The following is a 7,777-nucleotide window of genomic DNA, read 5'->3' on the forward strand; positions in this document are numbered from 1 at the left end:
AAATTAGATTTCTTTACATATCTAACTCAAAAGCCTGACGTAATTTGTCTAAAAGTGGGTTTTTCTCTTTTAACTTATTATACTTTTCTTGTGGTGTGTATGCAAACTTTTTCTCAATAGTTTCATTAAGAACTACAAGAATATCAATTCCGTAATTGTTTAACTTTTCTCTTAAGAAATTTAATAAATTAGGTCTTCCTTTTCTAAACTGTTCTTCCATAGATCTATTAGGAACCGTAAAGGTAATTTTAAATTTTTCACCTAAAAGAGGTATATCAGTTCCAACAATAGAAGCCATACTTCTTTCTCCTTTTTCAATCAGTAAAGTAACATAGTCTTTCCATAATTTTTGAAGTATTTCTTCGGTAAAAACATCTTTTGGATGGTAGTCAAAATTTTCTTCAACCGAAGCTTTTTTAACTTCCTTTTTTTCGTGAATACTTTTTAAGGAAAGAGAAGAAGAGCGTTTTTTAAGATTATGTAAAACAGGTTTTTTAAGAACAGTTTTTGACTCTTCAACTGTTTGAGAAACTTTTATGTTTTCAACTTTCTTTTGAATTGGTTTTACAACCTGTTTTGCTGAAGGTGAAAGTGCTTGAAAAAAGGTAGCAGGAATTATGTAGTTAGCTGACTTTTTTTTTTCTCCATCGAAAGTGATAGAGGCAATTTGCATTAAGGTTAATTCTACCAGCAATCGCTGATTTTTACTAGCTCTATAATTTAAATCGCATTGATTTGCTTTTTCTATAGATTGCATTAAAAATGGAATACTTGCTTTGGTAGCTTGTTCTAAATATTTCTTTTTAGTATTATCACCAACTTCTAACAAAGCTAAAGTGGCTTTGTCTTTTGCTACTAATAAATCTCTAAAATGACTAGCCAATCCATTTATAAAATGATGTCCTTCAAAGCCTTTTCCTAAAACAGTGTTAAACGCATTTAAAACACCAGGTATTTTATTTTCCAAAAACAAATCTGTCATTGTAAAATAGGTTTCGTAATCTAAAACATTTAGATTTTCTGTAACTGCTTCACGTGTTAAGTTCTTTCCAGAAAAACTTACAACTCTATCAAAAATTGATAAAGCATCTCGCATTGCACCATCTGCTTTTTGAGCAATAATGTGTAAAGCATCATCATCCGCAGTAATGTTTTCTTTTTCGCAAATGGTTTTTAGATAATTTTTAGCATCTAAAACGCCAATTCTTTTAAAATCGAAAATCTGACAACGAGATAAAATAGTAGGAATTATTTTATGTTTTTCTGTCGTTGCTAAAATAAAAATAGCATGTGCAGGCGGTTCTTCTAATGTTTTTAAAAACGCATTGAATGCATTTGTAGATAACATGTGAACCTCATCAATAATGTAAACTTTGTATTTACCTGTTTGTGGAGGAATTCTAACTTGGTCTGTTAAACTTCTAATATCGTCAACAGAATTGTTAGAAGCAGCATCTAGTTCAAAAATATTAAAAGCAAAATCTTTATCATCTGATAAGGTTTCATCTTGCTGATTAATTTTCTTTGCCAATATTCTTGCGCAAGAAGTTTTACCAACACCACGCGGACCAGTAAATAAAAGCGCTTGTGCTAAATGGTTGTTTTTTATGGCGTTCTCTAACGTATTTGTAATGGCTTGTTGTCCAATAACATCCACAAAATTTTGAGGACGATATTTACGCGCAGAAACTATAAAATGCTCCATTTAATTGATTAAATTTGAGTAACAAAAGTAAGTATCTATTGTATTTGTTACAAGTGGCTTTCTTAACAAAATGCTAAAGTTGTAAACAAATTGTAAATTCACTTTAATTTATGCGACTTAAATAATGAGTTCGAAGATTATCTTTTTTCGAATTAAAAGTTCATAATGAATTGTGCCAAGAGCTAATTAATGATTCTTGGCACATTTTTATACAAATTATATATATGAAAGTAATAAAGTCTTTATTAATTGTAAGTAGTGCTATTTTGTTAATTTCTTGTTTTGGTTTTACTGATAATAAAATAAATAAAAAAAAACAGAATACAAAAGCAAATTTCAAACCGAATAAAAATACCAAAGTTGCTTATTTTGCAAGTGGTTGTTTTTGGTGTGTAGAAACAATTTTCGAAAGTGTAAGTGGAGTAGAAGAGGCAGTTTCTGGTTATGCTGGCGGACATACAAAAAAACCTACTTACCAAACAATTGGTACCGGGAAAACAGGTCATTCAGAAACAGTAGCTGTATATTACAATCCTAAAAAAGTGAGTTTTGAAACTTTAGTAACCGTTTTTTTTGGTTCTCACAACCCAACTACCATAAACGGACAGCACCCAGATTACGGAACGCAATACAGATCTATTGCTTTTTATGAAATAGCTTCTGAAAAGAAAATTATTGAAAGCGCAATTGCTAAATTAAACAAAGAAGTTTACAGTGGTAAAATTGCAACTGAAGTTACAAAGCTTATAAAGTTTTATAAAGCGGAAGCATATCATCAAAATTTTGAGCGTAGAAACCCAAGTCAAGGCTATGTGAAAGCGGTTTCTGTACCTCGATTAAATCGTTTTAAAAAGAGGTTTCCAGAGCTATTAAAAACAGATGAACATTAATGTTTATGATTTTTAACTTTTCTGATATTAAGTTTAGTAATATAAAACAGTTGACTTGAATCTTGTAATGATGAGAGTTAACTTTATTCAAAACAAAAAACCAAAACAAATAAATGTTCTGGTTTAATTTTGCGTTAATTGTCAAGATAAATTATGACAACTTAAATTGACTAAAATTATTTTCCAAAAAGTCCACCAAGTAAACTACCAAGTCCACCACCAGATTTTTTTTCATTTCCACCTAATACCATTCCAGCAACATCATCAATGATGCTTCCATCACCATCTGCATCTAATATTTTTTCTAAAAAATTTTGTTCATTTGCTGTTTCATTACCACCTAACAATCCTCCTAAAAGGCTTGTTAAATCTCCTGAATTACTAATATTTTGTTCTTTTTTTTGTTTTCCTAAAACCCCCATTAATAATGGAGCAGCTATTTTTAAGATATTAGCTACAGCACCAGCATCTAAACCAGATTTCTGACCAATAACTTTCTCAACACCTTGTTGTTTGTTTCCTAAAATATGACCTAAAATTCCAGCTCCATCTTGTTTTACAGATTCTTCAACTCCACCACCAAATAAACCACCAAGGTTATCTAAAATACTACCATCATGCTTACCAGATAATGCTCCCATTAACCCATCTGCTCCTTCTTGTGTGTTTGCGTTTCTTTGCATTGCTTTCATTAAAACTGGCAAAGCCATAGTTAAAACACTGCTTGTTTTGTTTGAATCATTTCCTGTAGAACCAGAAACTCCTGCAATAATTTGTTTTCCTAAATCACTACCTAATAAGTCTAAAATACCTGCCATTTTTATGTTTTAATAATTAATATGAATGTTTTCTATAAAATATGACACAATATACAAATAAAGTCACATCAATTTTGAAATACTCTAATTTTATGGTTTTAAGTTGAAAACAAATTGTTTATTAAGTCTGTTTTTTCCTTCATCACTTTATTATTTACAGAAGAATATCCCATAACTAAACCATATTCTTTTTCTTTATTGATATAGTAATTACTTAATGGGTAGGCAATAACATTGTTTTTTTGAAGCATTTTGCAGGAAGAGACATCATCAATATTATTTTTAAACTTTCCAATTATATGAAGTCCGCTATTTATTTTTGAATAATTAAACACATCTTTAGTTTGATTTTTAAAAAGCTTTTTGCGCTCTTTAGAAATTTCTATTACATTTCTAATGTGCTTATTTAAGTGCCCATTTGTAATAAAATTATTGAGAATAGATTGCGAAGAAACGGGCACAAACCTACTAGATTGTTCATAAATTGATTTTATTGGGTCAATTAAGTATTTTGGAACAATCATATAACCTATTCTTAAAGATGGGTGTAGTAATTTATTAAATGTTCCTTGATAAATTACTCTTTCTTCTTTATCTAAACTATAAATTGAGGGAATTGGGTTTTCCCAATTACTAAATTCATGATCGTAATCGTCCTCAATAATTAAAGAATTATTTTTTGATGCCCACTCTAATACTTCTAACCTTCTACTTTTGCTCATTTTTATTCCTAAAGGATATTGATTAGAAGGTGTTGTGTAGATTAGTTTTGTTTTAGAATCATTACTTATTGTATCAATTCTAATACCATCTTTATCTACTTCACAAGGAATTACATCTGCTTTTAAACTTTTAAAAAGATTGTAAGCTCTAGGAAACGTAGGGTTTTCCATTATAACTTTATCGTTTTTATCTATTAAAGAATTTCCTATTAAATATAGGGAATGTAAAGATCCTGAAACAATAATTATTTGTGAATACTCACAATCTATATTTCTATAAATTTTTAAATAATTGGCAATATTAATTCTTAAAGTATCTAAACCTTCAGAAGGAGCATAAGATAAGTTTGTTGGTGTAGCTTCTCTCCAATATGCATTCGATAAATTTTTCCAAGTTTTTATAGGAAACATATCTAATGGAGGCAAGCCAGGTCTAAACGCTACATTCTTTTTTGTAAAATTGTCTGTAGATAAATAACTATATTTTTGAAATAATTTTGCTTTTTTTGATACTTTTGGATACTTTTTTTTAATACTTACAATTTTTTCCTTGACACTTTTGTTTTTTTGTTTAAAACAAACGATATAGCCAGATCCTTTTTTTGCAATTATAAACCTTTCAAAACTCAATAAATCATAAGCCTTTATTACTGTACTTCTAGAAATATTTAAATCTTTTGCTAACTCTCTAGAAGAAGGTAATTTTGTTTTATAAGGGATAGATTCATTAATTATAGCGTTCTTAATATTTTCAAAAACTTTTTTATAAATAGATTTTCTTGCGATATTCTCCTTTTTATCTATTGATATTAAACGAGATATAATGTTATAAGTCAAAATTGGTATGCTTTAATTTATTAAATTGGTATGTGCAATATACAGGTTTCTTTTTGTAATTTTATAGTAGTATTAACAAATTCAATTTTATTTTTAATGAAAAGACTTGCATTAATCTGTTTACTATTTATAGGCTTTGGATGCTCAACATTAAAAGAAGTCCAATTTAAAACTCCTGTCGATACAACAACAAAGAAGATAGATAATCAAAAGAAAACTATTTTTTCTATTGATGATATTGGAGTTTATGCATCTAATGAATTTGATGGAGCTCGTTTAAATGGTTTTGAAAAAGTAAATGATAGTACAGTAAAAGCAATTATTAAACCAGAGAATACTCCAATAAACAATAGTGCTTACTATTCTTTTAAAATTTGGTCTAAAAAAGAAAAAACGATTTACATTCAATTTGATTATCCAGAAGGTTTTAAACATAGATATATACCTAAAATTAAAACAGTTTCTACTCCTTGGAAACAAATGAATGATAAAAATATAATTAGAGAGAATAACTTTGTCACAGTTAAATTAGATGTTGTAAGAGATACAACATGGGTTTCTGCTCAAGAATTAATGACTTCTAAAGACACAAGAAAATGGTATAATAACTTAATTGTTGATAAAACAAATTATGTTCATTTAAAAAGTGTTGGAAAATCTAGATTAGGTAAAGATTTACCTGTTTTAGATATTTATAAAGGGAAGAAAGAGCAGAAACCTATTGTTGTATTATTAACGAGGCAACATCCACCAGAAGTAACAGGTTTCTTTGCTTTTCAAGAGTTTTTAACAACAATTTTAAAAGAGAATAATTTAACAACTGCATTTTTAAATAAATATAGAGTTTTAGCTTTTCCGATAGTTAATCCAGATGGAGTAGATTTAGGACATTGGAGGCATAATGCTGGAGGTGTAGATACTAATAGAGATTGGTCTAAATATAATCAACCAGAGATTAAGCAAATAATAAAGTTTATCACAAAAGCAAGTAAAAAAGATAAAGCAAAAATAATTTTAGGGTTAGATTTTCATTCCACTTATGAAGATGTGTTTTATACAAATAAGATTAGAGAGAAAACAACATTACCTAATTTTATTGAAGAATGGTTTACTGCTTTAGAAGAAAATATTCCAAATTACAAAGTAAATGAGAAAGCTGGAAATAGTACAAAACCAGTTTCAAAAGGTTGGTTCTTATATGGACAAAATGCATTAGGAATTACCTATGAAATTGGAGATGCAACTCCAAGAAATAAAATAAAATTAGTTGGTAAAGTTACCGCAGAAGAAATGATGAAAATATTAATAAAAACAAATTCAAATTAAATATTAACTAAAAACAAATGAATATGATTAAAAAACTATTTTTATGTGTTTGCGCATTATTACTATCTAGTAGTATGCTAATGGCACAAAAAACAGTAACAGGTACCATAAGCGATGCTTCTGGACCTTTACCTGGTGTTTCAATTCTCGAAAAAGGAACTGCTAATGGTACAGAAACAGATTTTGAAGGTAATTTTAGTATTAAGGTTTCTAAACAAGATGCTATTTTAAGTATTGCTTATTTAGGGTATAAAACCAAAGAAGTTTCTGTAGCTGGAAAAACGAAAATAACTATAACTTTAGAGGAAGATGCAGAAAGTCTTGATGAAATAGTTATTAATGCTTTAGGTTTTGCAGTAAATAAAAAAACCTTGGGTTCTACTTATTCTAAAGTAGATGCAGCTCAAGCAAAAAGATCAGGAGAAACAGGTGTTATTAATTCTTTATCTGGTAAAGCATCTGGTGTAAAAATTGCTCGTGCAAATGGAGATCCAGGCGCTGGTTCTTCAATTCAAATTCGTGGAGCTAATACTATTGGAGGTAATACTCAACCTTTAATTGTAATTGATGGTATTGCATTTAGTAATGAAAATTCAGGTGGAATAGGTAATGCTGCTACAGGTGGGGTTTCTCAACAATCTCGTTTAAATGATTTAAACCAAGATGATGTAGAATCAATGACTATTCTTAAAGGAGCTTCTGCTGCTGCAGTTTGGGGGTCTCAAGCAGCAAACGGAGTAATTGTAATTACAACAAAAAGAGGACGTAATAAAGATAAGATAGATGTATCATATTCTGGAGTTGTTTCATTTGATGAAATTACAGATAAACACCCATTACAATCTAATTACGGACAGGGTTCTGGAGGTACTTGGAAGCAAAATAATTCTAGGTCCTGGGGAGATAAAATAGCCGATAGGACAGGTGGAACTGATGATTTTAAGACATCAGGCCAATACTTTGAAGCTCAAGATGGCTCTATTTATTATCCAATAAATTCTGGTGGTAAAAACTCAAAAGAAACGTTTTTAGATGAGAACTTTAATCAAGTTTTTGGAACTGGTCACTCAATAAATAACAATATAAGTGTTAGTGGAGCTGGAGATAAAGGCGATATTTATTTAAGTTTTGGTAAATTAAATAGTGAAGGGATTATTAAAAATAGTACTTATAATAAAATAAACGCTACTTTAAGGGCAGGTTATAAATTTAATGATAAATTTTCTGTAAGAGGGAAAGCTAATTATATAACAACTAAATCTAATAGAATTCAACAAAGTTCTAATGTAAATGGTTTGTATTTAGGTTTATTAAGAAATGCACCAGATGTTAGTATTCAAGATTATATTGGAACACCCGTTGTGCATTTAAATAATACTAATTTTTAAGTTGTTAATATTTCTATCAAAAGTAAACTTATTAATGAATTGAATAATTGTTAATGAGGTTAATTTTGAGAGTATTCTAGTCTTAAAACCT

The 7,777-nt window shown here is 29.0% G+C and carries 6 protein-coding genes and 1 pseudogene; 3 read left to right on the top strand and 4 right to left on the bottom strand.

Annotated features, from left to right (window positions below; translation table 11 throughout):
• Window positions 1-13 precede the first annotated feature (13 nt).
• Complete coding sequence (gene dnaX / locus V3V28_RS06770; RefSeq protein WP_331364260.1) at window positions 14-1,705, bottom strand: DNA polymerase III subunit gamma/tau; 1,692 nt, start codon at window positions 1,703-1,705, stop codon at window positions 14-16.
• Window positions 1,706-1,929: 224 nt separating this feature from the next.
• Here dnaX and msrA point away from each other — a divergent pair, with 224 nt between their 5' ends.
• Window positions 1,930-2,595, top strand: coding sequence for a peptide-methionine (S)-S-oxide reductase MsrA (gene msrA, locus V3V28_RS06775; protein ID WP_331364261.1), 666 nt, complete (start codon window positions 1,930-1,932; stop codon window positions 2,593-2,595).
• A gap of 176 nt (window positions 2,596-2,771) precedes the next feature.
• Here msrA and V3V28_RS06780 read toward each other — a convergent pair whose 3' ends face one another.
• Together V3V28_RS06780 and pdxR are read right to left on the bottom strand one after the other, a co-directional pair.
• Window positions 2,772-3,413 carry a DUF937 domain-containing protein gene (locus V3V28_RS06780; protein ID WP_331364262.1) on the bottom strand — a complete coding sequence of 214 codons (642 nt, stop codon included), beginning with the start codon at window positions 3,411-3,413 and terminating at the stop codon, window positions 2,772-2,774.
• 98 nt (window positions 3,414-3,511) lie between these two features.
• The gene (pdxR, locus tag V3V28_RS06785) at window positions 3,512-4,972 is read right to left on the bottom strand and encodes a MocR-like pyridoxine biosynthesis transcription factor PdxR (protein WP_331364263.1); all 1,461 of its coding nucleotides are present in this window, start codon (window positions 4,970-4,972) and stop codon (window positions 3,512-3,514) included.
• Between the two features lie 96 nt (window positions 4,973-5,068).
• Here pdxR and V3V28_RS06790 point away from each other — a divergent pair, with 96 nt between their 5' ends.
• Together V3V28_RS06790 and V3V28_RS06795 are read left to right on the top strand one after the other, a co-directional pair.
• Window positions 5,069-6,298 (top strand): M14 family metallopeptidase, encoded by a 1,230-nt coding sequence (locus V3V28_RS06790; RefSeq protein ID WP_331364264.1) that lies wholly within the window; start codon window positions 5,069-5,071, stop codon window positions 6,296-6,298.
• Between the two features lie 23 nt (window positions 6,299-6,321).
• Window positions 6,322-7,686, top strand: a complete 1,365-nt coding sequence (locus V3V28_RS06795; protein ID WP_331364265.1) for a carboxypeptidase-like regulatory domain-containing protein — start codon at window positions 6,322-6,324, stop codon at window positions 7,684-7,686.
• Here the strand turns inward: V3V28_RS06795 and V3V28_RS06800 are convergent.
• Window positions 7,666-7,777, bottom strand: a pseudogene (locus V3V28_RS06800) (IS982 family transposase); the annotation flags it as partial. The gene V3V28_RS06795 and the pseudogene V3V28_RS06800 sit on opposite strands and share 21 nt — an antisense overlap.

Source organism: Polaribacter sp., assembly GCF_036480315.1.
Classification (GTDB): domain Bacteria; phylum Bacteroidota; class Bacteroidia; order Flavobacteriales; family Flavobacteriaceae; genus Polaribacter.